Here is a 25,961-nt window from a genome sequence, read left to right on the forward strand (position 1 = left end):
TGTTTTGGGTAGGTGTGCGGTTTTTTTTATTAAGATTCTTTAACAAAATTATTGCTGATTATTGTAAAATAAAGGATAGGCAATCAAATTAATTCAAAATACCCCATTATAAATTTTGTTAATAAATGATTGGTTTTTCGGCAGTTTCAGGTTTTTAACTCTACTTTTTAATGCTTTTATAACGGCTGTTGTTTTCGTTTTAACAAAGCATTCATACCTCATAAAAAAACTCCCCGATCAATCGGAGAGTTTCACTAATATGGAACTTTACAAATGTTACTTTGTAAATAACATTTCTCTGTATTTCGTCATTGGCCAAAGCTCGTCGTCTACCATCATTTCAAGATCATCTGATGCGTCTCGGATAGTGTCGAATAAAGGTTTTACCTTATTACAGTATTCTTCAGCCTGTTTTTGGCTCTCGGTGACTGCTTTTGCCGCTTCTCTTGCTTTAATAAGATCTTCAACACCTACTTTAATTTTAGAAACATTCTCGGAAATGCTTGTAATTAAGCTCATCTGTTCTTTTGCCAAAGACTTGAATTCTTTGTCTCCGAAGATTTCTTTTAACCCTTTTACGTTCTCGATCAGTCTGTTCTGATAATTTAACGCGGAAGGGATAATGTGGTTTCTTGCGATGTCACTTAACACTCTTGCTTCGATATCAATAACCGTAGAATATTTTTCTAATTTGATTTCGTTTCTTGCTTCAACTTCTCTGTGCGTGAAAATTCCCATCTCTTCGTAAAGCGCTAAGAATTTCTCATCCATTTCCTGCTTAAGAGCTTCCGGAGTTGTTTTTAAGTTGTTTAAACCTCTCTTTTCCGCTTCTTTAGCCCAGTCATCAGAATATCCGTCTCCTTCAAACATGATGTTTTTACACTGTTTGATGTATTCTCTTAGTACATTGAAGATTGCTTCATCTTTCTTAAGACCTGTTTCAATTAAAGCATCTACTTCTTTCTTGAAGTCGTTTAACTGTTTTGCAGCAATCGTGTTCATTACCGTCATAGATTCTGCGCAGTTTGCAGAAGAACCTACCGCTCTGATCTCGAATTTATTTCCTGTAAATGCAAATGGAGAAGTTCTGTTTCTGTCTGTGTTATCCAACAGGATTTCAGGAATTTTTCCAACTACATTTAGTTTTAAATCTGTTTTTTCGTCCGGAGAAAGTTTTCCTTCCGTTACTTTTTCAAGCTCTTCCAAAACTCTGAACAACTGGCTTCCGATGAATACGGAAATAATTGCCGGCGGAGCCTCGTTCGCACCCAATCTGTGGTCGTTGCTTGCAGAAGCAATACTTGCTCTTAAAAGATCTGCATATTCGTGAACTGCTTTAATTGTGTTGACGAAGAACGTTAAGAACTGTAAGTTTTTCTTAGGGTTTTTTCCCGGGCTTAGAAGGTTTTCACCTGTATCTGTTGCTAAAGACCAGTTATTGTGCTTTCCGCTTCCGTTTACGCCAGCGAAAGGCTTTTCGTGGAACAAAATATGGAAATGATGTCTGTGAGCAATTCTTGCCATAACGTCCATCAACAAAGAGTTGTGGTCAACAGCAACGTTTACTTCTTCAAACATCGGAGCCAACTCGAATTGATTTGGAGCTACCTCATTGTGTCTCGTTGTTACAGGGATTCCTAATTTCATACATTCGATTTCCAGCTCTTTCATGAAGTTCATGACTCTTGTAGGAATTGAACCGAAATAATGGTCATCCAACTGCTGCCCTTTTGCAGGAGAATGCCCTAATAAAGTTTTACCTGTTAAAACCAAATCCGGACGAGACTGATATAAAGCAGAATCTACCAAGAAATATTCCTGCTCCCAACCTAAAGTAGGGGTTACTTTCGTTACATTTTTGTCAAAATACTGCATTACATTGGTTGCTGCTTCGTCTACCGCGTTCAATGCTCTTAAAAGAGGTGCTTTATAATCTAAAGTTTCTCCTGTGTAAGAAATGAAGATCGAAGGAATACATAAAGTAGTTCCCATGATGAACGCAGGAGATGTAGGATCCCATGCGGTATAACCTCTAGCTTCAAAAGTGTTTCTGATACCTCCATTCGGGAAAGAAGATGCATCCGGCTCCTGCTGGATCAGTAAATTTCCGCTGAATCTTTCGATCGCTCTTCCACCTTCAATTGGTGTGAAGAATGAATCGTGCTTTTCTGCCGTAGAACCTGTTAAAGGCTGAAACCAGTGTGTGTAGTGTGTTACACCTTTGCTCATTGCCCAATCCTTCATAGCCACCGCAACCTGATCTGCAATGTGTCTCTGGATTTTGCTTCCTTTTTTTACCGCATCCATAATAGACTGGAATGCTTCTTTCGTTAAATATTCTCTCATTGTTTCCTCAGAGAAAACATTCTGACAGAATAATTCTGATAATTTTACAGGAACTTCTACAGAATTATCTCTTCTGAAGTCCTTGAATGGTAAAGTTTCTAACGCTTTGAATCTTAAAGTTGACATATTAGGTTAATTTTTACGGGGCAAATTTACAAAAAAATTGAATTGAAAAATATTTTACCCTAAAAATTTAAGGGGTGCTTTTGAAATTTAATATAATTTTAAAATATAATGAGTTTTTAAAGGGGCTTGAATTCCCAAATTGAAATTTTTATACCTATTAATATATGAGAAAATGAATCGAACTTTTAAACTGTAACTTTTAATATTAAGAAAATTTATTGCTGATACTTTAAAAAAGAACACCTCAAAAATCTTAATTTTAAGACAGAAAAATAATTTTTGTTTGTTACGCCAATTGTGTTAAAATGCTGGTTAGCAAATTAATAATATCATTTAAAATATTTTTCGTAACTTAGCAGACTTTTTATAAAAATTTTAAATATATGACAAATTCTAGAGCAAGAGAAACCACCGAGGCAATTGAAAGACTATACATATCTATGAGACACCTGTTTTATAGAGGTTTTTTCAAGCCGAGCGGAGTTTCAGGAGAAAGCATTAGAAGTTTGTTGAAGACGATCAATCCGGAAATTTACGGTACCATGAGTATACCCAGCAAAGTGGAACTCGATGGTTTGATGTATGTTTTAGACAGACTTCCAGAAGGAATCGAAGAATGCGCTTTCATTCATCTTACATCAGACGAAGGTTTTGATAAAGGAAGTTTCGAACCGATCGTTCCTAAAAAAAGAAGAAGAAACTGTTACAGAATCGATGAACACCAGATGAACATTGAAGTTCTTTTGGGACGTTCGGAAATTTATGATATTCTTACCCACCTTACCTTTTTATTCATTGAGGCAGATAAAGTCCGCAATCTGGCTTTCATTCAGGATGAAAACTGGAAACCGACAAGAGCCTTCAAAATTATCGAAGAAGTGGTGAAAGGCGAGAAAAAATTCAGCAGAAGAGAAAAAGAAGTTGCCCTTATTCATTTATCTTCTTTAATAGGAAGAACGTTTGATGAAACTTTAAAGGCTTATAATACTTTCGGGGATGATGAAAATCCTGACCGTTTATTCAAAATCATCTACAACCTTGCGAAAGTAAGTCTGGAAGATGCAAAACAGACCAGAGAAAGAGAAATTCATTTCAGTGCTATCTTAAAGGAAAGAGTAGGACATCACTATTTTGGTGAAAAGTGGGCGAATAAAGTAAAAGAAGTTTTGTTTGAAAATAATCTTCACATGAGACCGCTTCACATCATTTCTGCCAATATGCACTCTGTGAAAAATATGCTGTATGCCAACGAAGCATTGAAGAAAAAAGATCATAAAGAAGTAGATTACAAAATGTACGGAGAAATTTCCGACAAAAAAGAGCTTCGCGATAAAGTTTCAAAATACGCTTTGGAACAGGGAATGATCTACATTAATGACAAAAGCGGAAGTAATATCGATGTGCAGATCATCGACCTCAGCAAAACAGATCTCAGAAATACACCTTTTCAGGATATTAAATTTGCAGGTGATGATGTTGTAATGGTTTTTGATTATGCATTCGGAGAACAGGCCTACGAAATAATGGACGAATTGCTGAGACCTTACGAACATAAAGGGGAAGTGTATATGATGAAGGTAAAATCTGTTTCCATCATGGGGAAAGCGGGAATTCTTGCCGGAGGAAAAGGAGACATCATGATCCCGACTTCACATATTTTTGAAGGAACAGCAGACAATTATCCGTTTGAAAATGCCCTGAAACTGGACGATTTTAAAGACGATGAATTAAAAGCATTCGAAGGTCCGATGATTACTGTTTTGGGAACTTCACTTCAGAACAGGGACATTCTTTCGTATTTTATGAACACTTCCTGGAAAGCCATCGGTCTTGAGATGGAAGGTGCACATTACCAGAAAGCCATTCAGGTGGCGTCGAAAATAAGACACCATATTTCTCCAGATCTGTTTGTGATGTATGCTTATTACGCATCGGATAATCCTTTGGAAACCGGAAGTACACTTTCTTCGGGAGGTTTAGGATTAACAGGAGTAAAACCGACGTATCTTATCACCTTAAGAATCTTAGAAAAGATCTTACAGAGCGGAAAGAAAGAATCTTCAGCGAAAAAATAACTTGATTAATTTCAAGTAAATATAAACCTCGGATGTTTTCATTTGAGGTTTTTTGTTGGAACATGAATTCAGCTTATTCAAACACGAATGACGCAAATTTCCCACACGAATTTCACTAAGTTTATTTGTGCCTAAAATTGTGTTTTTTATTTGTGGAATTTGTGTTTAAGAACATTTATCTTTAAGAAAAATTAAAACAAATGAGTTCAGCAGCACAATTAGCCAAAAGATTCCGGGAGGTTACATTAGATGGTTTATGGATTGCCAATACCAACTTTAAAGATCAGCTTTCCAATGTTTTTTGGGAACAGGCAACAGCGAAAATAGGCTCCTTAAATACAATTGCAATGCTAACTTTTCATATTGACTATTATATTGCTGGTTTAATCAATGTTTTTGAAGGGGGCGACTTGGAAATCAAAGATCAATTTAGCTTCGACCTGCCTCCGATTGAATCCCCGGAACAGTGGGAGAACCTGAAAAGTAAATTTTTAAGCGATGCCGAAAAGTTCGCGGATTTATTAGAGAAAATGCCCGAGTCAAAAATGAACGAGGCTTTTGTAGACGAAAAATACGGAACCTATCTCAGAAATATAGATGGCATGATTGAGCATTGCTATTATCATCTGGGGCAGATTACTTTGATTAAAAAACTTTTATTGGATTAAGTTATTTCAAGTATATGAAGAATACTGGTCTTGTTTTTATACTACTATTTCCATTTTATTGTTTTCCTCAATTTACAATTCCCAAAGGATTTTCAGAATTTACAGAAAGTACTGCCAATGGAAAAGAAATGAAAAGAATAGTTGCAGATTTTGATAAGGATAATAAAGATGATGTAATGACAGTGATTTTTCAATCAAAATATAAAGAAGATTCTGCGATAAAAAAGTATTTAATCATTTATCTTTCTTCAAAAAAGAAAACGTTTTTTATTGATTTTGATTTATTTAATGGGGTTTATGTTATTCCGTTAAATTACAAAAATGATGTACTGGATTTTCTGGTATATCAGGAAGGTACTGGCGTTTTTGGTCATGGTTTAAAATTGAGGTTTAACCAAAAAGTAAAAGAAATACAGCTTATTGGCTATGATTACAGTTACAGAACCACAACCGGACATTGCAACAAAACCTATAATTTATTAACGGGAGATTATATTGTAACGAATGATTATTATAACTGGGAAAAAAACAAAACAGAATTTGAAAATTTCAAAGGAAATAAGAAGCAGTCTAAAAGCATTTTTATTAAAGATTTTACTTTTAAGTTATTTGAAAAATTAAGTCTGATAGGAAAAGAATATGAAAGAGAATAAAATTTTTAACAATCTCTGTAAAAATTTATCCAATTCCATAGGAGTCTCAAAATATCACATATTTGAGGCTTTTATTTTAAATACTTATCTTTAGAAAAAATAAAATTTTAAATGAAAAAATCGGTTGCAATCCTGTTTGCATTTATCATTTCTCAGTTTCATGCTCAGCAGGGAGCTTATTATCAGCAGAGTGCGAAGTACAAAATGGATATTGATGTGAATGCTGAAAAGTTTACCTACGAAGGAAAACAAACTTTAGATTACAAAAATAACTCTCCGGACGAACTGAATGTTGTCTATTTCCATTTGTACTGGAATGCTTTTAAGCCCAATTCGATGATGGATCAGAGAGTTGCAGGACAAGGGAAAAACGGAGATTCCAGACTACAGAAAGACGGGGTTTCAAGATTGGCTTCGATCCCGAAAGATCAGGAAGGAGCGCAGAATATCCATTGGATCAAACAGAACGGGAAAACACTGAAGTTCGAAATTCAGGAGACGGTAATGAAAGTTTACCTTGCAGAACCGATTAAGCCTAATTCATCCACTACATTTACTTTAGAATGGGATGCGGTAATTCCGCAGCAAATCAGAAGAAGCGGAAGAAATAACAGGGAAGGAGTGGATATGACGATGACGCAATGGTATCCGAAAATCGCAGAATACGATTACGATGGTTGGGCAACATTTGATTATATCGGAAGAGAATTTCACGCACCGTTCTCGGATTTTGATGTAACCATTAAAATCAATAAAGAGTATGTCATCGGAGCAGGAGGAATTCTGGAAAATCCTTCTGAGGTAAAAGGGTATGATGCCAATGCGAAAATTAAAGCAGATAAAAATAAAGCAACATGGAAATGGAGCGCTAAAAATATCCTCGATTTTGCCTGGGCTGCAGATAAAGACTATATCGTAAAAAGTTTTGACGTTCCGCAAGGTCCGAAAGTTTTTTTAGTATATCAGAATAACGATAAAACAAAAGTCTGGGAAGAAGCACAGCCTTACATCACAAAATATTATCAGTTGATGAATTCCCATTTCGGGAAATATGTGTATCCGACATATTCTTTCATTCAGGGAGGAGATGGAGGCATGGAATACGGAATGTGTACCATGATTTTAGGTGAAGCAAATGATATTGAAGGATTGATGGGATTAATGGCTCACGAAGGAGCGCATTCGTGGTATCAGCAAATTCTTGCGACCAATGAACCGATGCGTCCGTGGATGGATGAAGGATTTACAAGTTATGCGGAAGGATATGTAATGAATCAGTTGTTTCCTCCTGCAAAACAACTTCCGAATCCTTTTGCTAATTCTTTGAATGCTTACAGAAATTTTGTAAAAAAAGGTATCGAAGAACCGGCAATCTGGTTAGGAGATCATCATGATAACGGAACTTCCTATACATACGCTTCTTATGTAAAAGGAGAATTGTATCTGGTTGAGTTAGGCTACATTATGGGCGAACAGAATCTTGCGGAAACATTGAAGCAGTATTACGATCAATGGGCGCTGAAACATCCTTCAGACAGAGACTTTTTACACATTGCCCAGAAAGTATCCGGAATGGATCTGAAATGGTTTCAGAATTATTGGATCAATACCACAAAAACAATAGATTACGGAATCAAAGACGTAAAATATGATGCAAAATCCACCACCATTACTTTGGTGAATAACGGACAGGTTCCAATGCCGATTGATTTCAGTGTTATAACTACGGACAAAAAAATAATCAATTATCAGATTCCTATGAACATGACTCGTACGTGGAAGGAAAAAGATGCTTACGGAGAATTCAAAACAATGCCTTACTGGCCTTGGACGCAAAAAGAATACTCCATCACTGTTCCTTATACAAAATCACAGTTGTCGGTTTTAGGAATAGATTTCAGTCAAAGACTTGCTGATGTGAATATGGCGGATAATTTCGTTGAGGTGAAATAGAATTAAATTTAATGAAGCATAATAAATCCCTGAAGAGTTTTTTTCAGGGATTTTTTTTATACGATATTACGTGATAATTGAAAGTGAATTTTTATTGAATTCCAAATTGCTTTACCATCCAGTGGTTAGAATGATTTTTAACCAAATCGTTTTTTAGGACTTCATCATTGGTATTGAGATAATGATAAACTTTTAAAGGAACAGAATCGGGATATTCTTTTAAACCCTGCGCAGCAAATGCTTTAGCTTCGTCCTTCTTGTTTGCACTGTCCAAAGATTCATAAGTATAAATATAAATGATGGCAGGAATTTTCCCATATATTTTTTGAAATTCACTATTCAATATTTTCATTGTTTCTACCTGAAACTCAGAATTAGACTTTTTGCCGACCATTGCTGTCTGGCTTATATGCTGTTGATACATCAAAAACAACATCAGCAGATGAATGTTTTTTGTAGAAGGATCGGAAAGCAGACTCTGGATTTTTTCAATGGTTTCCGTGGTCATTTCATCATTTTCAGCCTGTAAGCTCTTGTTGTAGAACTCGTCCAGAATATGGTAAACCGTCTTATCGCTTCCGTCGATCTTTGCTTCTTTTTTTATTTTTTCAAATACTTCTTTTGCAGCGGCGGCAGTTTGTGAGAAAGCGTTAATTCCCGAAAGAAATAAAAATAGCAGAATCAGTTTTTTCATGAAAATTTGAGTTGAAGTGATTTTAGGTTTAAATATAAATAATAGTTTCTTAAATACAAGAAAATCTAAACCGTCGTTTTACTAAAATCAGTAAATTTAGTGCCTTAAAATTAATCGGAGATTTCCATCTTTTTGAAAATAAATAAATGAAGTCAATTGTAATAAACATAGGAAACAGCAATATCAGATTCGGACTTTTTAACGAAGACAACTGTGATGTTTCCTGGGTAATTAATACAAAACCTTATCGAACAGCAGATGAACTTTACGTACAGATGCTGATGCTGTATCAGACTTATAAAGTTGAACCTGAAGAGATCAGCAAAGTTATTATTGGGTCTGTTGTACCTCAGCTCACAAAAGTGATGAACGCGGCGATAAAAAAAATTCATGATATTCTTCCTGTGATTGTTGACAGAAATACGCCTTCCGAAGTTCAGGCAAAATCTAAACAGATGGGAACTGACATTTATGCAAATCTTGTTGCGGCTCATAATATGTATCCCGACAGAAAAAAAATTGTACTGGATTTCGGAACTGCACTCACGGCGAGCTGTGTTGCAGAAAGTGGGGAAACTTTGGGGGTAATTATCGCCCCGGGAATTGTTACTGCACTTAATTCTCTGATCAGTCAGACTGCTCAGCTTCCGGAAATTGAGCTGGTAAAGCCCAAAACTGTTCTGGGTTTAGATACGGTAACCTGTATGCAAAGCGGAATGGTCTACGGATTTCTGGGAATGGTAGAAGGATTTATAGACAGAATAAACGATGAGGTAAACGATGATTGTTTTGTGGTGGCAACCGGCGGAGTCTCTCATGTCTACAAACCTCTAACGGATAAGATTCACGTGATGGACAGATTGCATACTTTGAAAGGGTTGTATTTTTTGGGGAAAAATTTATAGTAAAAGGTTGAGGTTCAGATTAAAAAAATGATTGATAAATATTATCCTAAACCTTAACCTCAACTTTTATATCATCTTTTAGATTTAAAGAATTCTTTCACAATTAAAGAACATTCATTTTCTAAAATTCCAGTAATTATTTCTGTTTTTGGGTGAAGAGAAAGGTTCTTATTGATGAACCCCCGGTGTTCATCTCTTGCTCCGATGACAACTTTTGAGATTTGTGACCAGGACAATGCGCCGGAGCACATTACACAAGGTTCCATTGTGACATAGAGAGTACAGTCTCTTAAATATTTTCCGCCCAGAAAATTGGCAGCAGAAGTTATTGCCTGCATTTCTGCGTGAGCCGTTACATCATTTAAGGTTTCGGTAAGGTTATGGGCTCTTGCAATCACTCTGTTATTGGAGACTATTACGCATCCGATAGGAACTTCATCTTTTTCTAACGCGGTTTCAGCTTCATGAAGAGCCATTTTCATGAAATATTCGTCGGTAAACATTTATGGTTCAATATTCATGGTTAAAGGAAGCCGGAAACGATATCGTACCGGATCACCATTGATGATCGCAGGCGAAAACTTTTGGGAAATAGAATAAAGAGCGATTTCTGCCTGTCTGTTGAATGTGAAATTATCTCCTTCTGCCTGAACATTGCTGATGCTGCCATCTTTTTCTACAATAAAAGCCACATTAGTTTTTACGGTTTTTACTTCGGAATATACACCACCGAGATAAAAAAGATCAGCCACTTCTTTTCGAAGCTGATTTATTCCCCCCGGATAATCTGCCATTTTATCTGTAACTAGCGAAGGAGCCGCAGAAAGCTCAGGAGACAAAGTTTTCAGTAATTTTAATTTGCTAAGATCTTCAAGGTTTTTGGTTTTTAACAAAGCTCCTGTAAGCGCGACATTTTCTACACTGTCCATTTTCTGCATGAAAAGCATATAATCTAGCTTTATGGATGCTTTATGATAATTATCGGTCTCCGCATCAAATTTTTTCTTAAACTCTTTGCCAAGCATCGAACGATGCTGATTATAATAATTCTTAATGAGTTTAAATTCCTCTGTCTGCTGCGAAAAGCAGAAAGAAAAAACACCGCAAAAAAGAAGCACAAAAAAAGATTTCACTTTGGTATATTTATGTAAAAGTAATCAAAAAAACGTATCGAAATGATAAGTTTTTCAGCTTTCAAGATACCTGTTTAAAGACTCCTGAAGATTTTTGCGGATATCATCAACTAAAACTTTAGGTTCGAGTACCTGAACTTCTTTTCCAAAGGAAAGGATTTCCTGCATAAAATCGTAAGTAGGATGCAGGAAAAACTCAAAAAATATTTCTTCCGGTGTTTCTTTGGTTTCTTTCTGAGACTGATGGAGAGGAAAACTTCTGATGTATTCTCCCTGATGTCTGCTGCATTTCAGAACAATTTTCTGTGGATTTTGCTCCGCAAGATTCATTACCCCAAAAGCATTTTTGAAATGTTCGCGGAAATTGTATTTGTATTTCTCCCTAAAATTATTTTTAGAAACATCCAGATAATTAATTCTGTCTAGTCCGAAAGACTTCAGCATTTTGTCTTTCGTATCAATAGCAATAAGATACCATCTGTCTTTAGATTCCTTCAAAGCCAACGGATGAACTTTCCTGGAAGTCATCAGCTTATTTTTATAGTTGTAATGCTCAAAGGAAACAATTCTTTTGTTACGGATAGCAAAGAAAAGATCATAAAAATGCTCAACACCTGTCGGCTTTCTGCTTTCGAAAAAGATAAGGTTAGAAAAATCAGGATGAAGATTCAGAGCGTTGCTTACCTGAAAAGACTCCAGTAATTTCTGGTTGTATTCATCCACTTCCATAATCGGGCGGCTCTCAATATAATAACGGTTGTCTCCCTTCTTTTTATTATGAATGGAGAGATTGAAAAGATCTGAAATTTCCCGGATATCTCTTTGCAAAGTACGGATAGAGTAGCCTTTAATCCCTGCATCCTGAAATTCAAAGGAGTTAAGCAGATACTCTTCCAGCTGCGAATAGGTAGCCGGAGAACTTTCCAATCTTTTTATAATTAAAGCGTATCTTGTAAGATAAAAATCTTTTTTCATTGCTAAAAGTTTCTACCACAAATATATGCGGTTAAGGCGACAAAACTTGTCGTGTTTTATTTTATTTTTTTATTTAAGAGTTAATTTTACTGACTTTTGAAGGATTGTGGGTTTATCATAATCAAAAGGATTGTGGGTTGAAACAACTGTTGCGTAAAAATATCCAGATGTCCAAAATGGTTCTGGATGGGTAGATTTTGGTATGGTAATGGTAAAAGGCAGAATTAACTGTGAAACTTTAAAAGTTCCTTCTCCGGTAGTATAAGAAAAATTGTTAAGATACCAGTTGTCCCTGTCTGCAGATGTGCCTTCTATTTCTGCATTATCTACAAATACTTTTAAATAATTGCCAATACCGGCATTTCCTCCAGCTCCATCTTTCATGCACAGATATGCCGTACCTTTGATATAATAATTTTCATTATCATGAGTATAGGTTAATTCGCTCATGTAGGAAAGGCTTCCTAAATCATCAGATGTTTTGTTTTCCCATCCAAAAGTACCGTCTGGTTTTGCTACGATGTTTTTGGAAAACTCGGAACTTCCCTGAGCATTTGGCATGTATTGAGAGGGGATTGTTAAAGGAGCGTTAATAGATAGTCTGTTATTGGGCAGCTCTCCGTATATGATTGCTTCCGATGAATTAATCCTGCGCGATTTATTTGAGCCAATTACCAAAGCATCTACCTGATTAGGTAAATTAATGCAGTTACCAATGATGATTGAGTTATTCATCGCAGAGTTTGCTGTCCTCATATAATTTCCTGCACCAATTACAATATTATTAAAATTTCTGTATAACGTATTATTTAAAGTTGACGCTCCGATAATAGTTGACATGGCTGCTCTTACAGGAGTACTTCCGTTACTATTGATAGCCCCACCCACATAAGTGTTTAAAGAAGAATTAAATGATGTACCGTTGTATCCTGATAACGCAACTTGTTCTTTCATATAAGCTGCTGCTGCGGGAGAAATATTTGCTAAATCTGATTCTAATATTTCTGATCTCAAATTAAACCCCGTATAATGCCCAATGAATACATTTGTAGATGATCTATTTAGCTGATATGCAGTAGCGTATCCAAGAGTTGTGTTATTGCTTCCTTCTGAGACTTCAGAAAGACTGTAACAACCGACAGAGGTATTATAGGATCCTGAGCTTAACTTTTTTAAAGTATTAATCCCGAAACCTAAATTATTACTTCCGGTATGCTCAGGATTCATATCACCAAAATAATATCCGGAAGTTTTTTCATTAAATCCAAGTGCGGCAGATCTTCCTTTTGCAGAAGCCAAAACGATTTCATTCTTTGTTGTAGAGTTCCCTCTATTGGTTATGTTATCAAATGTATCGTTGCTGTCAGCAGATTGTTTGGAAATAATTCCATTATTATCGGTAACAAAACGTTCGTGTGATCCTTCTTTTCTCGGAACCAGATATATTTCAAGGGGCTCAAAAGATTTAATTTCGTCCTGATTATTAGTATAATTGCCTTCTGCAATATTTATACTTTTTACTATAATTTCTCTAAATTTCATAATTGATTATTTTGAATTATCCGGAAAGATCCAGACTCCGCCGTCATCTGCTCCAATTTTTTCGTTCACGTAAGTTAAGGTTGCAAATTCAGAGGTATCAATTATATCTGGCAGAGAATCCAAAGCTATTTTCTCTTCTTTATGCCAATAAGAATCCATCCATTCCCAGAAATGCTCTTGTTTAGGCTGGTCTCCCTTCTCAAAATAAAGTTTTAATTCTTCTTTTGTTGTCATTTTTTAATTTTAAAGTTATTCTGGTAAGTCTCTGTATGTAATCACTGCTGTTGCAGGAATTCCGGCGGCGCTAAGATCTAAACCGGCAGGTGCAGAGACGGTTTGTAATGAAGGAATGAAAAAAGCGTTTTGTCCTACTGATTGTACTGTGTTGGGAATATACAGATTCTTAATTGTTGGCGATTTAGACATTTCAACTGTAAAAGCATAGTCCTCTATAATTTCCAACCCTTCATTTAAAATAATTTCTTCTAGAGAGTCATTACCATTGATATTGTTACTTTGATTTGCAAAAGCTGAATTTTTAATTATCTTCAAGGTAGAAGGAGTATCTATACTTTTAATATTTTGTGAATGAAAACTTGCGCTTCCTATTATTTCTAGTCCCTCATTAAAAATAACTTTTGTTATTTGATAGTTGAATCCTCCGTAAATATATGCGGAATTATATATTTGTTTGATGTTTTTAGGAATTGTAAGAGCGATACTGGATCCCATCAACTTATCTCCATCAAAAAAAGGAATTACTTTTTCAAATGTCTCAACAGCGTCCTGCGGAATTTTCTCTTCTTTGTGCCAGTAAGAATCCATCCACTCCCAGAACTGTTCCTGTGTAGGTTGATCCCCTTTTTCAAAGTAAAGTTTTAATGCTTCTTTTGTTTTCATAATATATTGTAATTTTGTTGATTGATATTAAATGTTTTGATGATGATTTTTAAACACAGTTCCGGCTGTTCAACATTTGAAAAATGAAGAATTTAGAAAAACGAAACAAGGATAGTAGTATACCAGACTGCTGAACAGCGGCAGAACTTGATGTGTTTAAAAATTAATTGATATATATTTTCTTAAAGGTCATCATTTTTAAAAATCCGTCGCAAGAGGTTTCGATGTCATTAAGATAATTGTCGTAATCTGTTTCAGCATTTTCAATGTCGCTCCATTCAATGGTGTAACGGGTTCTGTCGAAGATAATGTCAGAATGATGATGTTGTGTTTTCATTTTGTTTTTTTTATTTGGTGTTAAAAATTGAATATGTATTTATCGTAAATGTTGAATTCAAAATTTATTTTAATTGTTCTTCTGCTCTGTTTTATTTTATATTTCAAATGTAGGAGCAGCAAACGTCAAAACTTGACGTATTATTTATTATTTTCAAAAAAATTAAAATTTTTCTGCAATGTACTTTCTGATCAGGATGAAAAGCAAGATGGTTAGTACAAAAGAAGTAACGACTGAATATATTGCATTTCCTATCGGCATCACCGGATGACCGTCTTCCGTAACTGGCGGATTGAAATAATCAAATACAAAATAGGAAATAAAGCAGCCGACAGTAAAGAATACTATATTGATAATAATAAATGCAAATAGTGTTTTCATGGTTAATAAGGTATGATGTTTTTAAATATAATTAAAAAAGCTTATATTGATTTATTATAAGTCTTATAGCTTATATTTTGTTTTTAATAAGTTTTTGTACTATCTGGTTTAAAGTTTCTCTGTTTTCGTCGATATAACATAATCCTGCCTGTATAAGATTTTCAATATTCGATCTTTTTACATTATCCATTGCAGGAGAAGCATTTTTTAATGAAGGATTAAGCCGGTAATAATTTTTCTGATTTCTCAATCCTAAAGTCTGAAACATCTGAGAAAGCTGATAATCTACTGTTTCGGCATTGGCAGACATCAAAATATCGATTATTGGGTTCACCCAGCCAATTTTTCCGGATTTTTCCAGTTTTTTGAAAGAATAAGATCTTGCCTCGATGCCTGTTCCGATGGAAACAACAATCATATCATTTACGCTCGGATGATTGGCTTTCTGATGATTTTTCAAAACTTCTGCAAAAGGAATTTTCCTTGCTTCTGCGTACGCGCACAAAGCCGGATTATTGGCAAACATCCCACCGTCGATCAGGCTGAAAATCTGTCCGTACATGGATTTTATCTGAACCGGACTAAAATATGTAGGTGCTGCCGAAGTGGCTCTGCACACATCTTTTACATAAAAATTATCTGTACTCAGATTGGCTTTCCAGGAATTGAAAAGCTTTGCTCTTCTGTTTTCTATATCGTAACTGGTTATTAAACAGGGTTTTATCAATTCTTTTAATTCTAAATTTCCAAAAAAATCATTCAGATTTTTTTCCAGCGCTTCCTGAGAGATTTTTTCGTTCAGAAGTCCGAAAGGATTTACCAAACGTTCCCAAAAAGAAACCTGAAATATGTCGCCACCTTTTTCAGCATACAATTCTAATCCTTTCTGGATAGAATATTTTGCTTTTCGGTGTTCGTCGGGACAAAGAATAATAGAAGCAATCAGTCCGCCGGTGCTGCTTCCCGCAACAAAGTCGAAATAATCACCAAGTCTGGCGCTTGGTTTATCATAAAACTGAAGCTGCTCTTCAATGTAGCGCAGAATAATGCAGGTGATAATTCCCCTTATTCCGCCTCCGTCCAAAGAAAGAATGGTTGTCTTTTTCATATGATTTTCACTTTTTTAAAGAAACATTTAACAACTTTAGACAAGTAAAACCAATAGATTTCCGGGAAATGACTATTGGTTTTAGCTTGATATAATAATTGCTTTGATGTTCTCTTACTGAAGCAAAGATAGATGGGGGCAGCGACAAAACTCGACGTATTAAAAAATAATTTTCAAATAAAAGAGAATTAAAATACAGGATAATTGTCTTTGTCTCTGGGCATTTTATAGAGCGTTCTCCAGCTTGTTTTTGCCAACCCTTTTTTTGTAGGAATATTCTTTTTCTCAAAATGGGGAAGGTCTTTAAAGGTCTTCCAGTTTCCACCCCAGTCCCAGCCGTATTTTGCGAAAATCTTTACACATTCGTACCAATCGGCAACCTGATCGTTATCCCAATCTTTTGCGGTGTCCCAGCTTGCGGTTTTTCCATCAATCATTAAGCAGATATCAACAGCCAATCCGTAATTATGGATGCTTTGTCCCGCTTTTGCATTGGTTACTTTTTTCCCTGAAGTAATTCTTCCGATGGCGTAAAGTTTTTCCTGTTCTTCAAAACTTCTTAAGCCCTGTGTAATTCTTATTTTTGCTTTTCCGGTTAATGCTTCGTCGCATTCCTTCACAATCTGTTTTACCTCTTCCCTTACATAGGGATGAAGCTTTTCAATTCTCTGTAAACTTACTTTATCCATTATTTAAAATTTTATGATTTTGAAATACAAAGCTATACATAGGAAACGCCAAAAGGTGACGTGTTTTTATGAATTTTAATGATAAATAAATATTGTTTTTAGATGAATCAGAATATTATTGTTAGCCAGAAGGTTATTGATTTTTAGCTTTAAAATTTAAACTTCTGCTCTTTGTATTGGAAAATTAAATTTTAATACGTCGAGTTTTGGCGTTTTGCATATCCATTTTTGTGATATGAAAAGTACAGTTTTTAGGAGTGAAATTTAATCATTAGAAAACTTAAAAATTCTGATTTACTTTTTTTAAAAACTTTCAAACATCATATGCAAAATCAAAAAATATGGAAAATATAATCAGCTATGAAAATTCAGCACTTGCTTTAGATAGTATTTATCATGTCTTAAGCTGGTACGACAGAGTGTCTTTACATTCTTATAAACAAGGAGAAAATTCAGTAACTAAAAAAGCAACAGAATTGCTGAAGTTTGTAAAAAAGAATGAATGGTATCCTCCCAAAATGAGATATGTTCAAAATAATGTTTTGGAATACTACGAACCCAAACAGAGCAACTGGCTGAAGATTGCCGAATACATGAAAAATCATCCAAAATTAACGATACAGATTCAGGAAAATCTTAATTAAAATACACACAAAAAATAAATTATTTATTATGAGTACAGACAAAAATCAATTAAAAAACTGGTTTTCGGAAGGTTTGAAGCCAAGTCAAGAACAGTTTTGGGAATGGATAGACAGTTATTATCACAAAAATGAAACATTATCTATACATACTGTTAATGGATTAGAAAATGCTTTATCTGTTAAAGCAAATAAAGATGCTTCAAACTTTTCTGCTGACAACATTGAATCTTGGAAGAGAACTTTAGGAGTAAATGACATTCCTCAAAATATTGCTACTAATGATATTAGACAGCAGGATGGAGAGTCCATTTCAGGAACTTCTTACACAAAGGAGCAAAGTGATGCTCAATATTACAAGAAAGTGGATGCAGGATATTATAATTCTAATTACGTACTTCTTGCAGACGGAACACCTAAAGCAGCTGGAGATTTGGGGAAAAATATTGCGAACTCTTCTTTAACTTCCGTAGCCGGAGCCGGTTTAACGTTAGGAGCAGACTGGACAGTAAATACTTCAGGACTAAAATATTCGATTACAGGATTAAATGATGTTACCAATGATGCGACATTCACTACATTTTTATCTCAAAACGCAGCAGGAATAATCGGTCGGTCAAATGGAGTAAAACCTTTTCTGAATATTCCGACAATAATGTCTGAAGCTGAGAAAACGGCATGGAAGACATCTATGAATGGAGGATGGACGACCAATGCGATGAATGTGGGACTGGTTTATCCTTCAGTTGTTCCAAAAGCAACCAATTCTAATAATTTGACATTTATCACTTTAATTGGCTCTAATCTTAATTTAAATCCGAGCAATTTCAGTATTAAAATTATAAATTCATCAGGAAGTGTAGTAGAAACTATTGATAATTCTAAAGTTACTCTGCTCAATGCAAATATGATTAGTTTTTCGTTTAATACTCAGACTTATTCTTTGGGAGATTACACAATAAGATTGTGGAATGGAGTTGCAGAATATAATACACCTGCAAAATTTACCGTATTTGATAAAAATTCAGCAAATGAAGTCGATATCAGCAAAAATGAATGGACCAAAGTTACAATAGGAAATCTTCCGTTTGATAACGAATTGGTAAAAACCCCAAATGAACTGAATATAGGATATGATGCCGATTTATTTAATGCTGCAGGACAAAATGATAATATTGTTCTCTTAGCATATTACACGCAGTCCTTTCTTTCTGCAGCCGACGATTTTGTAATTGAAGGAACGATCACAAAAGTAGGAACAAACTACAATCCTTTTGGTGGTGCAATAGGATTCGGAATTACAACATCTCTTAACGATACTCTTACATCTGAAAAAAATTCTGGTGCGGTTACTGTAGGTAATAACTCTCCTCATTATGCTTATTTTACGACAGGGGGATACGGCGGAGTAAATGTGGGAATCAATGATAATATGAAATTTATTATTTCTAAAAAAGGAAATTTTGTAACAACATCTATTTACAAAGACGATGGTAGCTTCGGGGTTGCGACAAATATGATTGATAATAATCTGGCTACACCTGTAAGATTTAAGGTTTTTGCTACATCTTTTCAGTATACTCCAAATGCCACTTTAGGTGTTAAAATATCAAGCATAAGAAAAATATAATTGAAAAATTTCGTCATGAGTTTGTTCTCATAGATAAATAACATTTCTAATACATCAAAAACTGGTGTATTGGAATGTTATTAAATGAGTCTGTCATTCAGTTCTTTAATATCTTTTTTCAGCTCCAGAAACATATCTTTAAGATGATAATGCTCAAAATGATCAGGTTCAAAATCTTCCGGAAAAATTCCTGAAGCATATTGCCAGATTTCAACAATTTCTCCCAAAGGAATATCGTAAGGTTGATAAAATGAATTGTCTGAGCCTACTGTTATTGCTTTTTTCTTTTTCGATTTAAATCTTTTGTAAGAAATACCGTCATTCAAAGTCACGAAAACATAACTTTTATTCGGTCTTAGATCTTCTATGTTTTCCACATATTTTCCGATGATATAAGAACCGTCTTTAAAAGGAGGCATTGAATCTCCTTTTGCGGGAAATGCCCTGTACTTTCCGTTAATTAAAAAAGGTAATGAAATCCTTTGCAGACTCTCAATGTATTCAGGATCGCTGTAACCGGATAAATAACCCATTGATGCTTTTTGAGGAACAATTTCAATGCTGTTGCTTCCCGATTGATCCACTACAACCGGAAGAACAATTCTGTTATCCGGAAGTTTTAATACATCTTCCAGCGGATATTTGCGGATATCTACCGTAAGAAGCAGATCAATACTTATATTGAAATACTTCGAAATTCTGATGAGCAGTTCATAAGGCGGTTCAGAACGTCCATCCTCGTATTTGGAATACCGGACACGGCTCATTGATGTTTTGTCCGCAAGTTCCTGTTGCGATAAATTTTTCTGGGTCCTTAAAAACCTGATGTTATCTGAAAAAATTGACATTGATACAAATTGTATCAGCAAATATACTAAAAGTGATACAAATAGTATCTAATTTTGTGTTGCAGAATCAACTATTATGTATGCTTTGGTAGATTGCAATAATTTCTTTGTTTCCTGCGAAAGAACGCTTGATCCGAAACTAGAAAATAAACCCGTTGTGGTACTTTCCAACAACGATGGCTGTGTAGTGTCTAGAAGTAAAGAAGCTAAAGATCTGGGAATTCCGATGGCGGCTCCGGCTTTTAAGTATAAGGAATTATTTAAAGAGTATGATGTGCAATGCTTTTCCGCAAAATTCGAATTGTATAATTTTAAAAGTCAGCGCGTTATAGAGATATCCACAGCGTATGTGGATAAGTCTGATTATGAGGTCTATTCGATTGATGAACTTTTTCTTGATCTGAAAAGCTTCAAATATATCGATATTTACGACTACTGTCTCAAAATCAAAAATGAAATTGATGAGCAGGAAAAGATTCCGGTAAGTATAGGAGTTGCCCCTACCAAAACACTTTGTAAGGTAGCAAACCGCATTGTCAAACAATTTCCCGAAAAGTTTAACGGAATTTATATTTTAGATACCCCTGAAAAAATAGAAAAAGCTTTAAAATGGTTGAAAATTGATGACGTTTGGGGAATCGGAAGACGTCTTGCCGTAAAAATGCATGACAATGGAGTGCATAAAGCATGGGATCTTCTTCAAAAGCCTGAAATGTGGGTTCGGAAGATCATGGGAATTCATGGAGTAAGAATGGTGAACGAACTGAAAGGAATCCGTCAGCTAGAACTGGATGCTCCGTCTCCCAAAAAATCCATTGCCGTCACCAGAAGTTTCATGGAAATGCTTACCAAAAAAGAAGATGTTCGCGAACGTGTGGAAACCTTCGGAATGTACTGTTCCGAACGCCTGAGAAAACAGAATACCTGCTGCAAAATGGTAACGGTTTTTGTACAGACCAACCGATTCAGGAAGGATCTTCCCGAATATCGGAATGCCGCAACCAGAATTCTTCCCAATCCTACCAACTCATCAATTTTAATTGGCAGAGTCGTAAATGAACTGTTTGAAGATATCTTTAAAGAAGGATTTCATTATAAAAAAGCAGGCGTTATTGTGAACGATTTTGTGCCGGAAGATCAAAGATTGATTAATCTTTTTGAAGAAGATACCCAGAATCTGCATTTGCCGGTGATGAAAGCAATGGATGCCATGAACAGAAAATACGGCAAAGATAAAGTACGTCTCGGAAGCATGAGCGGCGAAAATACTTTCGGACGAAAACAGATGTCTCCCGAATATGAAGCTTTTTTAAAAAACAATACACTCAAAGAGGCTAATTTCCGATTTCATTAGATGTAAAACTACCTTTTTTCATACTTCCAGTTTCTGCCTTTTCCTTCAGAGATCCACTCTAAAGCCTGATCCATTCTTTTGTTTCTGGTTGATTCCGTTTTAGCTTCTGTGATCCAGTTGATATATTCTTTACGGAAATAGGGTGAAGCTTTTTTAAAAATTTCCAAAGCTTTTTCATTTTCATTCAAAGCATTTTGAAAATAATCAGGAACCTCTGTTTCTGTTTTCGATGGAGCTGCTTTTTTCAAAGTAACGCCCATATCTGTCAGTTCCATCGCTTCAGTAATCATCTTTTTAAGCTGAGGTTTTGAAGGAAGTTTTTGTGTTTCTGTAATTTTACCCAGGCTGAACATATTCGTTTTTTCAGCCTCCGTTTCAAACTCTTTCAGCGATGACATCTCATCATGAAGCCAGAATCCCATGCTGCAGTATTGTTTAAAAGCAACCATTGAACAAAGAATCTTCCCTTTATACAGGAATGTGGGAAACTTCCACTTGATTGCTTCTTCTGCATCAGGACAGAATTCGTGAACGGTTTCTCGGATATAATTCAGAATAGGTTTTGCAAAATCCTGCGATTTTTCAATGTATTCATCAACTTTCGGGCTGTATCTTTCCATATTTTTATTGAAATAATTTTACCGTTTCATTCACCAGAAATTTCACCTGATCCGGTCTTCCTCTGTCGTTTTTCGGAAGATTATTATAGCTTCCTGTCCTTACAATCACCATATCATGTTCAGGAATCATAATGATGTATTGCCCCTGAAGCCCTAAAAAATAATAATGCTTTATAGGATTGTCATGATTGATCCAAAATCCCATTCCGTAAATTTCTTTTGATTTTTCAGTCGGAGTCCGCATTGTATTGATGAAGTCCGGATTTAAAATCTGTTTATCCTCAACTTTTCCGTCGTTAAGAAATAACTGTCCCAATTTTGCAAAATCCCTTGAATTAGAATGGATGCAGCAATATGTTTTTTCCATTCCGTTTTCGTCCGTGCTCCATGTTGCATTTTGTTCCATCCCCATCGGAATCCAGAATTTTTCGGATAAATAACTTGCCAAAGACTGTCCGACAGCTTTTTTAATGGCAAACCCTAAAAGCTGCGTAGAACCGCTCTGATATTCAAATCTTTCTCCCGGATTTTCTTTAAATTTCCTTGAAAAAGTGGCGTTCATTAAATTTTTTCCGTAATAAGCTTTCGCATTGGGAAGGAAAGGATTCTTGTAATTTTCATCCCAGTCCAGTCCCGATTCCATCTGAGCCAGATTTTTTAACGTTAAATTTTTAGCAAAATCTTTATTTTTAAATTCCTCAAAATAATCCGAAAACTTATCATCAAGACTTTTAATTTTTCCCTCTTCCAGCGCTTTGCCCAAAAGCATTACCGTAACGGCTTTTGCCATAGAGAAAGAATTTGTTTTCGATAGCTGATTGTAGCCGTTCCAATACTGTTCGTGAAGCAGTTTTCCGTTTTTTACCACAATAAAAGATGCGGTATTGGATTGTGTTAAATCTTCAACGATATTTTTCGGTAATTGTTTTTTGTTGTATTCGGGAGATTCCTCCCAAAGTTCAGGAGATTCTGTAGCGATGAGGTTGCCGGAAAACAATGTTCCGTCATCAATATTGGCGCTGAGTTTTCCCCTTAAATAGGTTTTGGATATTCCGTTGAAAATATAACCATATCCCAAAACATAAAAGAGAAGTACAGCAATGACAATAAATGTCACAAAATAAATAAGAATTGTCATAGCAATTGATCTTAAACAAATTTAAAATAAATTTGAAAACATGAAACGAAATGATTTATTTTTGTGATTATTGATGTAAAAGATGATGAAAAAACTAATTTCCTTATTGCTTATCCATTTCGTTATCACCGCTTTCGGACAGATGTATAAACCTCTCGATACGGCAGATTATGCCCAGAGAAAAGAATTTCTGAGAAATTTCACGGCGAATACCGAAAGTTTAAGCAAAAAAAGCAGATCCGATTATCCCGGAAAGACGGGCAATGAGCTTTCTAAAATTTATAAAGAATTCGATAAAGAATTTGAAAAAAAAGTGAAAGAAAAAGATTTTGCTTTCAATTCTGTGTTCGATGCAAAGGTTAAAAATCTTATCGAACGGTTAAGAAAAAACAATTCCCAGATTCCGCAAAATTTAAAAATCCTTATCGCCAAAGACAATACTCCGAATGCATACTGTTTTGCAGACGGCACTTTTGTCATCAATATGGGGCTTTTCAACTGGCTGAATAATGACGATCAGCTTGCTGCCGTAATTTCCCATGAATTAGGACATAAAATTTCCGAGCATACGCTGAAAACTTTTCTGAGTATGATCGAACAGGATAAAATGGACAAAATGGTGGTTCAGGATATTAAATCGACGAAGGAAAACCGTAATCAGAGGGCTTTTGATGTGATGAAAAACAGAATCTACAGAAAAGGGGCTGAAAACAGAAAGCAGGAAATGCAGGCTGATTCTTTAGGGTATGTGGTTTTTAAAAACAGCGATTTTAAGAAAACTGAATACGTTAATGCTCTGAAAAGACTGGAAGATTTTGATACCATTTCGCCAAGAGAGCTGAAAGTGGAAACTTACAAAAAATATTTCAATCTTCCGAAGCAGGAATTTAAAGACAAATGGCTGAAAAAAGAAGATTTTTCTCTGTATAATTACAATCATTTCAAGGAAAAGCTGAATAAAGATTCTCTGAGATCGCATCCTGAAATGGTTTTAAGAATCAATAACCTCAAAAAAGTGTTTCCTGAACTTAAAAATGATGTTCCGGATGAAAAACCTTCCGATTCTTATTCTACGGTAGAAAAAATCGCAAGAATGGAAACCTTGCCTAATTTTTATCACTCTGAAGATTATGGAGTCGGAATTTATGCAAGTCTTCAGTTTTTGCAGGATAATGAAGAGGAAAAGTATTACAAAAACTGGCTCGGAAAATGTTTCGCCAAGATTTATGAAGCGAGAAAAAACTACAATTTAAATCGATATTTAGATCGGGTAGATCCCAAAAATCAAAGTGAAAGTTATCAGCAGTTCCTGAACTTTATGTGGAACCTGAGTCTCGATGAAATTAAAAATATTGCAGATTATTATCAAACGACAGAATCCTGACCTTCGGTCAGGATTCTTATTGAGTGAGCTCATTTAAACTTTTTACTTTTCTTCAGTCCAATCACAATAAACGCGATATAATTTAAAGCTTTCCAACTGATCACAGTTGTGTCATATCTGTTCAGGAGTGATCTGAAGCTGTCCAGCCAAGCGTTTGTTCTTTCAATAGAGTATCTTTCTTTGTAAAGTTCCGGATCGAAGTAGATATCATCTTCTATTGTTTTGCTTCTTTTATTTCTGGCAAAGTTCGGGATCATTCCATACTGAAAGCATAGTGCTCTGAGCCTAAGGCAATCAAAACCAGAATCTGCATTCATAAATAAACCATCCACACTGATCTTTGAATCCTTAAGTATAGAAATCACTTCGTTAAAATGAGTATGGATTTCATAGGTATCATGGTGCTTTCCTGCTTCAGGTTCGCTCATAGCCAGGGAAATTCCGTTTTTGTCGGTAAGATTTTAGTACATGACAAAAGTTTCAAAATATTGAAAATCAACAAGATAAAGTATTGTTATTTGTTTAAATGACTGATATTTAGTAAATTAGAAGATGTTTCTCAGGCATTCAACTAAGTATACCAATACCAGTCAAGATTATAAAATTATAGAATTAGATTCAGTTTTAGAGCATAATTTTGAAACAAAAATCAATAAAGCCCGATTGAAATTTATTTCACTTTTGATTTTAGCTTTATGTAAAGTAAAAACAGTTAATTATCTGTCTTTGGCTAATGCTTTTGACAGTAATGCCACAGCGGGAAGTTCCTTCCGGAGAATACAAAGGTTTATGGCAGATTTTGATTTGCCCATGAAGTTGATTTCCGGTTTTATATTTAATATTTTGCCTGAAAAGGAAAATCTGGTTTGGTGTTGGATCGTACTAACTGGAAGTTTGGAAGTTCCAATATCAATATCCTGATGCTTGGAATCTGCTATAAAAATATTGCTATTCCAATCATGTTCAGAACATTAGATAAAAGAGGTAATTCTGATATCACAGAAAGAATAGAATTAATAAGACAGTTCATCACCTGGTTTGGCAGGGATTGTATTAATTGCTTACTGGCGGACAGAGAATTTGTAGGGCATCACTGGCTGGAGTTTTTAAACAAAAACAACATAAGGTATTATATTCGGCTAAGGAAAAACTTCAAGGTATTTTGCTTTGATAGAAATCAGGAAAAACCTGTGTTTTGGCTGTTTAACAAATTAAAGAAAGGCGAGTTTTATCATCATCCGAAAATAGTGAAAATCAACGATGCTCTATGCTATGTATCTGGGGTGAAGGGTTTTGACAAAGAGGGCAAATTAGATACTTTAATTCTGGTTTCCTTTAATAAACCAGAAGAATCTTGGGAGTATTATAAAAAAAGATGGCAGATAGAAACTCTTTTTAAAGCTTTTAAAAGCAGCGGATTTAATATTGAAAGCACACATGTGACTGACCAGAAGAGATTAGAAAAATTATTTATGATCGTAATGATAGCCTTAGTTTGGTGTTACAAGATTGGTGATTTTGTAGATCAGAATATTAAAGCCATAAAAATAAAAAAACACCAAAGAAAAGCCTTAAGTGTTTTTAAATATGGGCTAAATCATCTCAACAACATACTTATGAATAGGTTAAATAAAATAAATATCAATTTATTACAATTTTTGTCATGTACTTAGTTTTTTTTGATATTTCAATATAGGGAGAATCCTATGTTTTACATTTTTTGTCTTACGGTTTGTTTTATCCCGACCTATTCAGTATTTTCATCGCTTTTAGATTTTTTAATTAAACATTTTCATGTGCAAAAATAAATTTGCGGTACGACAAAAGCTGTCGTATTAATTTTAATAAAAAGCCATAGACA

The 25,961-nt window shown here is 35.0% G+C and carries 26 protein-coding genes; 10 read left to right on the forward strand and 16 right to left on the reverse strand.

Features of this window, described 5'->3' with window-relative positions; translation table 11 throughout:
* Window positions 1–276: 276 nt before the first annotated feature.
* On the reverse strand, window positions 277–2,472 hold the full coding sequence (locus tag H6W53_RS12800) for a glutamine synthetase III (RefSeq protein WP_076391403.1): 2,196 nt from the start codon (window positions 2,470–2,472) through the stop codon (window positions 277–279).
* A 383-nt stretch (window positions 2,473–2,855) separates the two neighbouring features.
* Here H6W53_RS12800 and H6W53_RS12805 point away from each other — a divergent pair, with 383 nt between their 5' ends.
* From H6W53_RS12805 to H6W53_RS12820, 4 genes are all read left to right on the forward strand, one after another.
* Window positions 2,856–4,547 (forward strand): DUF6909 family protein, encoded by a 1,692-nt coding sequence (locus H6W53_RS12805; RefSeq protein ID WP_185207333.1) that lies wholly within the window; start codon window positions 2,856–2,858, stop codon window positions 4,545–4,547.
* A 200-nt stretch (window positions 4,548–4,747) separates the two neighbouring features.
* Window positions 4,748–5,215, forward strand: a complete 468-nt coding sequence (locus tag H6W53_RS12810) for a DUF1572 domain-containing protein (protein ID WP_185207335.1) — start codon at window positions 4,748–4,750, stop codon at window positions 5,213–5,215.
* A 14-nt stretch (window positions 5,216–5,229) separates the two neighbouring features.
* Window positions 5,230–5,868, forward strand: a complete 639-nt coding sequence (locus H6W53_RS12815; protein WP_185207338.1) for a hypothetical protein — start codon at window positions 5,230–5,232, stop codon at window positions 5,866–5,868.
* A 111-nt stretch (window positions 5,869–5,979) separates the two neighbouring features.
* Entirely contained in the window at window positions 5,980–7,821 is a 1,842-nt protein-coding gene (locus H6W53_RS12820; protein WP_185207340.1) for a M1 family metallopeptidase, read from the forward strand.
* A 91-nt stretch (window positions 7,822–7,912) separates the two neighbouring features.
* On the opposite strand, the gene H6W53_RS12825 is transcribed toward H6W53_RS12820, so the two are convergent.
* A complete protein-coding gene (locus H6W53_RS12825; RefSeq protein WP_185207342.1) occupies window positions 7,913–8,515 on the reverse strand; it encodes a hypothetical protein in 603 nt (200 codons plus the stop codon).
* Window positions 8,516–8,661: 146 nt separating this feature from the next.
* On the opposite strand from H6W53_RS12825, the gene H6W53_RS12830 reads away from it, so the two are divergent.
* Complete coding sequence (locus H6W53_RS12830) at window positions 8,662–9,420, forward strand: type III pantothenate kinase (RefSeq protein ID WP_185207345.1); 759 nt, start codon at window positions 8,662–8,664, stop codon at window positions 9,418–9,420.
* 71 nt (window positions 9,421–9,491) lie between these two features.
* Here H6W53_RS12830 and H6W53_RS12835 read toward each other — a convergent pair whose 3' ends face one another.
* From H6W53_RS12835 to H6W53_RS12880, 10 genes are all read right to left on the reverse strand, one after another.
* On the reverse strand, window positions 9,492–9,923 hold the full coding sequence (locus tag H6W53_RS12835; RefSeq protein WP_185207347.1) for a nucleoside deaminase: 432 nt from the start codon (window positions 9,921–9,923) through the stop codon (window positions 9,492–9,494).
* The gene (locus H6W53_RS12840) at window positions 9,924–10,553 is read right to left on the reverse strand and encodes a hypothetical protein (RefSeq protein ID WP_317169749.1); all 630 of its coding nucleotides are present in this window, start codon (window positions 10,551–10,553) and stop codon (window positions 9,924–9,926) included.
* 54 nt (window positions 10,554–10,607) lie between these two features.
* Window positions 10,608–11,528, reverse strand: a complete 921-nt coding sequence (locus tag H6W53_RS12845) for a helix-turn-helix transcriptional regulator (protein WP_116098244.1) — start codon at window positions 11,526–11,528, stop codon at window positions 10,608–10,610.
* Window positions 11,529–11,597: 69 nt separating this feature from the next.
* Window positions 11,598–13,070: a hypothetical protein gene (locus tag H6W53_RS12850; RefSeq protein ID WP_185207349.1), complete on the reverse strand. Its 1,473-nt coding sequence runs from the start codon at window positions 13,068–13,070 to the stop codon at window positions 11,598–11,600.
* Between the two features lie 6 nt (window positions 13,071–13,076).
* Window positions 13,077–13,304, reverse strand: a complete 228-nt coding sequence (locus tag H6W53_RS12855) for a hypothetical protein (protein WP_116098240.1) — start codon at window positions 13,302–13,304, stop codon at window positions 13,077–13,079.
* Between the two features lie 15 nt (window positions 13,305–13,319).
* Window positions 13,320–13,970 carry a leucine-rich repeat domain-containing protein gene (locus tag H6W53_RS12860; protein ID WP_185207351.1) on the reverse strand — a complete coding sequence of 217 codons (651 nt, stop codon included), beginning with the start codon at window positions 13,968–13,970 and terminating at the stop codon, window positions 13,320–13,322.
* A gap of 163 nt (window positions 13,971–14,133) precedes the next feature.
* Window positions 14,134–14,307 (reverse strand): hypothetical protein, encoded by a 174-nt coding sequence (locus H6W53_RS12865; protein WP_185207353.1) that lies wholly within the window; start codon window positions 14,305–14,307, stop codon window positions 14,134–14,136.
* A gap of 162 nt (window positions 14,308–14,469) precedes the next feature.
* Window positions 14,470–14,688 (reverse strand): hypothetical protein, encoded by a 219-nt coding sequence (locus tag H6W53_RS12870; RefSeq protein WP_116098236.1) that lies wholly within the window; start codon window positions 14,686–14,688, stop codon window positions 14,470–14,472.
* Window positions 14,689–14,758: 70 nt separating this feature from the next.
* Complete coding sequence (locus H6W53_RS12875; protein ID WP_185207356.1) at window positions 14,759–15,796, reverse strand: patatin-like phospholipase family protein; 1,038 nt, start codon at window positions 15,794–15,796, stop codon at window positions 14,759–14,761.
* Window positions 15,797–15,984: 188 nt separating this feature from the next.
* Complete coding sequence (locus tag H6W53_RS12880; protein ID WP_087708568.1) at window positions 15,985–16,485, reverse strand: M15 family metallopeptidase; 501 nt, start codon at window positions 16,483–16,485, stop codon at window positions 15,985–15,987.
* A 341-nt stretch (window positions 16,486–16,826) separates the two neighbouring features.
* On the opposite strand from H6W53_RS12880, the gene H6W53_RS12885 reads away from it, so the two are divergent.
* Both H6W53_RS12885 and H6W53_RS12890 read left to right on the forward strand, forming a co-directional pair.
* On the forward strand, window positions 16,827–17,129 hold the full coding sequence (locus H6W53_RS12885; RefSeq protein ID WP_185207358.1) for a hypothetical protein: 303 nt from the start codon (window positions 16,827–16,829) through the stop codon (window positions 17,127–17,129).
* Between the two features lie 28 nt (window positions 17,130–17,157).
* Window positions 17,158–18,756, forward strand: coding sequence for a hypothetical protein (locus H6W53_RS12890; protein ID WP_185207360.1), 1,599 nt, complete (start codon window positions 17,158–17,160; stop codon window positions 18,754–18,756).
* 80 nt (window positions 18,757–18,836) lie between these two features.
* Here the strand turns inward: H6W53_RS12890 and H6W53_RS12895 are convergent, their stop codons facing one another.
* Window positions 18,837–19,604, reverse strand: a complete 768-nt coding sequence (locus H6W53_RS12895) for an XRE family transcriptional regulator (RefSeq protein WP_185207362.1) — start codon at window positions 19,602–19,604, stop codon at window positions 18,837–18,839.
* A 76-nt stretch (window positions 19,605–19,680) separates the two neighbouring features.
* Here H6W53_RS12895 and H6W53_RS12900 point away from each other — a divergent pair, with 76 nt between their 5' ends.
* On the forward strand, window positions 19,681–20,958 hold the full coding sequence (locus H6W53_RS12900; protein ID WP_185207364.1) for a Y-family DNA polymerase: 1,278 nt from the start codon (window positions 19,681–19,683) through the stop codon (window positions 20,956–20,958).
* Between the two features lie 8 nt (window positions 20,959–20,966).
* Here H6W53_RS12900 and H6W53_RS12905 read toward each other — a convergent pair whose 3' ends face one another.
* Together H6W53_RS12905 and H6W53_RS12910 are read right to left on the reverse strand one after the other, a co-directional pair.
* Window positions 20,967–21,578 carry a YdeI/OmpD-associated family protein gene (locus H6W53_RS12905; protein ID WP_185207366.1) on the reverse strand — a complete coding sequence of 204 codons (612 nt, stop codon included), beginning with the start codon at window positions 21,576–21,578 and terminating at the stop codon, window positions 20,967–20,969.
* 4 nt (window positions 21,579–21,582) lie between these two features.
* Window positions 21,583–22,716, reverse strand: a complete 1,134-nt coding sequence (locus H6W53_RS12910; RefSeq protein ID WP_185207368.1) for a serine hydrolase domain-containing protein — start codon at window positions 22,714–22,716, stop codon at window positions 21,583–21,585.
* Between the two features lie 82 nt (window positions 22,717–22,798).
* Here H6W53_RS12910 and H6W53_RS12915 point away from each other — a divergent pair, with 82 nt between their 5' ends.
* Window positions 22,799–24,100: a M48 family metalloprotease gene (locus H6W53_RS12915; protein WP_185207370.1), complete on the forward strand. Its 1,302-nt coding sequence runs from the start codon at window positions 22,799–22,801 to the stop codon at window positions 24,098–24,100.
* Between the two features lie 29 nt (window positions 24,101–24,129).
* Here the strand turns inward: H6W53_RS12915 and H6W53_RS12920 are convergent, their stop codons facing one another.
* Window positions 24,130–24,528, reverse strand: a complete 399-nt coding sequence (locus H6W53_RS12920; RefSeq protein WP_185207372.1) for a transposase — start codon at window positions 24,526–24,528, stop codon at window positions 24,130–24,132.
* A gap of 441 nt (window positions 24,529–24,969) precedes the next feature.
* Here H6W53_RS12920 and H6W53_RS12925 point away from each other — a divergent pair, with 441 nt between their 5' ends.
* Window positions 24,970–25,773, forward strand: coding sequence for an IS4 family transposase (locus tag H6W53_RS12925; RefSeq protein ID WP_317169750.1), 804 nt, complete (start codon window positions 24,970–24,972; stop codon window positions 25,771–25,773).
* Window positions 25,774–25,961 lie beyond the last annotated feature (188 nt).

Origin of the sequence: Chryseobacterium sp. C3 (assembly GCF_014218905.1) — a bacterium.
GTDB lineage: Bacteria > Bacteroidota > Bacteroidia > Flavobacteriales > Weeksellaceae > Chryseobacterium > Chryseobacterium mucoviscidosis.